This is a genomic window from Nonomuraea lactucae, from assembly GCF_003313395.1.
Classification (GTDB): Bacteria; Actinomycetota; Actinomycetes; order Streptosporangiales; family Streptosporangiaceae; genus Nonomuraea; species Nonomuraea lactucae.
The window spans coordinates 1-2,322 of sequence record NZ_QNFZ01000613.1 but is presented as its reverse complement, the minus strand read 5'-3'; the positions used below and the strand labels follow the sequence as shown (position 1 = coordinate 2,322).

General features: G+C 73.4%; 4 protein-coding genes. 1 reads left to right on the top strand and 3 read right to left on the bottom strand.

Translation table 11 applies throughout. The features are described 5' to 3' along the window. Both DQW85_RS24265 and DQW85_RS24260 read right to left on the bottom strand, forming a co-directional pair. The coding region (locus DQW85_RS24265) for a hypothetical protein (protein ID WP_162795323.1) at nucleotides 1-195 on the bottom strand (195 nt) is incomplete at its 3' end. Beyond that, entirely contained in the window at nucleotides 192-692 is a 501-nt protein-coding gene (locus DQW85_RS24260) for a SigE family RNA polymerase sigma factor (protein ID WP_113702341.1), read from the bottom strand. The genes DQW85_RS24265 and DQW85_RS24260, both read right to left, overlap by 4 nt. A gap of 62 nt (nucleotides 693-754) precedes the next feature. Here DQW85_RS24260 and DQW85_RS24255 point away from each other — a divergent pair, with 62 nt between their 5' ends. After that, entirely contained in the window at nucleotides 755-1,795 is a 1,041-nt protein-coding gene (locus DQW85_RS24255; RefSeq protein WP_205315366.1) for an adenosine deaminase, read from the top strand. Here the strand turns inward: DQW85_RS24255 and DQW85_RS24250 are convergent. After that, the coding region (locus tag DQW85_RS24250) for a hypothetical protein (RefSeq protein ID WP_113702339.1) at nucleotides 1,784-2,322 on the bottom strand (539 nt) is incomplete at its 5' end. The two genes, DQW85_RS24255 and DQW85_RS24250, sit on opposite strands and share 12 nt — an antisense overlap.

Below are 2,322 nucleotides of genomic sequence, written 5' to 3'. Positions count from 1 at the left end.
GGCGGACTCGCCGGTGTTCAGCGCCAGCGGCGCGGCCACGGCGACCGCCACCGTGGCGAGCGCGGCCCCGGCCGTACGAAACCTGATCACGTGGGCGCGGTGCCCGCGGCGCACGGCCCTGCCGAGCGCGGGTGATGCCTGCACGTCGGCGACATGGCGGGCCATGGCCTCGGCGAGCGCGTCCTCGACCTTCATTGGAATGCTCCTTCTGCGACGTTCATGCGTTCGCGGATCCTGGCGAGACCGCGCGCGGCCTGGGACTTCACCGTGCCGGTCGAGCAGCCCAGCAGGGCCGCTGTCGCCGACTCCGACTGGTCCTCCCAGTAGCGCAGGACGAGCACGGCCCGCATCTTCGGTGGCAGCCTGCGCAGTTCCCGGATGAGCGTGTCGCGCAGGTCGAGGTCGGGAGAGTCGGCGACGGTCTCGGGTGGCCGGGCGAACGTGATCTCCTGGATCACCCGCCGCCGCCGGGCCCTGCTGATCGCCGCGTTGACGACGATCTTGCGCGCGTACGCCCCGGGGTTGTCGCGCCGGATCCGCGGCCAGTGCCTGTACACCTTCTCCAGCGCGTGCTGGACGAGGTCCTCGGCGTCGTGCCTGGCGAACCCGCAGACCAGGATCGCGGTGCGCAACAGCGAAGAGCTCCGCGCGGCGAGGAACTCGTCGAATGCCTCTTCGTCTTCATCCGTCATTGGCGAGGGCTCCTTTCGCCCTCACCAACGCGCGACTCCCCCGTCGGGTTGAGTGGCAGGATATGGAAATGCCACGCCCGCTGGACACGCTCCCCAAGGCCCATCTCCACCTGCACTTCACCGGCTCCATGCGACACGAGACGCTGATCGAGCTGGCCAGGGAGCAGGGGCTGCACCTGCCGGACGCGCTGGAGGACGACTGGCCGCCGCGCCTGCGCGCCACCGACGAGCGGGGGTGGTTCAGGTTCCAGCGACTGTACGACATCGCGCGGTCCGTGCTGAGCAGGCCGGAGCACGTCTACCGGCTGCTGCGCGAGACGGCCGAGGACGAGGCCGCGGCGGGGTCGCGCTGGCTGGAGATCCAGGTGGACCCCTCGGGTTACGCGCAGCGGTTCGGCGGGCTGACCTCGACCCTGGAGCTGGTGCTGGACGCCGCGGCCGGGGCCGCCGGGCACGCGGGCATCGGGGTCGCGGTGATCGTGGCGGCCAACCGCACCAGGCATCCGCTGGACGCCAACACGCTGGCCAGGCTCGCCGCGCAGTACGTCGACCGTGGCGTGGTGGGGTTCGGGCTCTCCAACGACGAGCGGCGTGGGGAGGCTCGCGACTTCGAGCGGGCGTTCCGCATCGCAAAGCGGGCCGGGCTGCTGTCCGTGCCGCACGGGGGTGAGCTGCTGGGGCCGCGCAGTGTCGCGCAGTGCGTCGACGACCTGCGGGCGGACCGGGTGGGGCACGGGGTGCGGGCGGCCGAGGACGAGCGGCTGATGGAGCGGCTGGCCGACCGGCAGGTCTGCTGCGAGGTCTGCCCCACCTCGAACGTCGGGCTGGGAGTGGCGGAGCGGGCCGCGGAGGTGCCGGTGCGTCGCCTGTTCGACGCCGGGGTGCCCCTCGCGCTGGGGGCCGACGACCCGCTGCTGTTCGGGGCGCGGCTGCTGCCGCAGTACGAGCTGGCCCGCGACGTGTACGGCTTCCGCGACGCGGAGATCGCCGAGCTGGCGCGCCAGTCGGTCAGGTCGTCGGCCGCGCCCGACTCGCTGCGCAAGGAGCTGATGAAGGGGATCGACGACTGGCTGGCCGCCCCACCGGAGCCGTCAGCGGAGTGACGCGGCGATCTCCGCGGCCCGTTCCTTGGTCCCGGCGCCCTCCAGCCGGTAGCCGACGGCGCCCGACTGCCAGATGAGCGTGGGTGCGGCCTGGCGCAGCGGGACGGAGGTGCCGTCGTCGCGTTCGATGTAGCCGAGGGGGTGCTCGCCGCCGATCCACCACGCTTCGTGGGCGCCGAGCCGGACGTGTTCGGGGAAGGGCGGGCCGAGCCGTTTGAAGAAGTACGGGGCGTACCGCCCGTCGAACTGGTCGAGCCGGACGCCGTCCGCCCACAGCATCGACACGAGGCGCCCGCCGTCGCCGACCGTGACAGTCCGCGGCTCGCCCAGCGCGGACGGGGTCTTGACGGCGAAGCGGACGAGTGAGCGCAGCTCGCCGGGCGCGACGGTGCGCTCGCCCGGCGGCGTGGTGGGGGTGGTCACCGGGGCCGGGGTGCCGCCGAAGCGCAGCTCGATCCCGGCGTAGCGCAGGACCTGGGCGACGGCGGCCCGGCCCTGCGGCGTGGCCGCGGTGACGGCGACGACGG

Coding starts and splice junctions, on each gene's coding strand:
- DQW85_RS24260 (WP_113702341.1), bottom strand. CDS start 692: ATGACGGATGAAGACGAAGAGGCATTCGACGAGTTCCTCGCCGCGCGG.
- DQW85_RS24255 (WP_205315366.1), top strand. CDS start 755: ATGGAAATGCCACGCCCGCTGGACACGCTCCCCAAGGCCCATCTCCAC.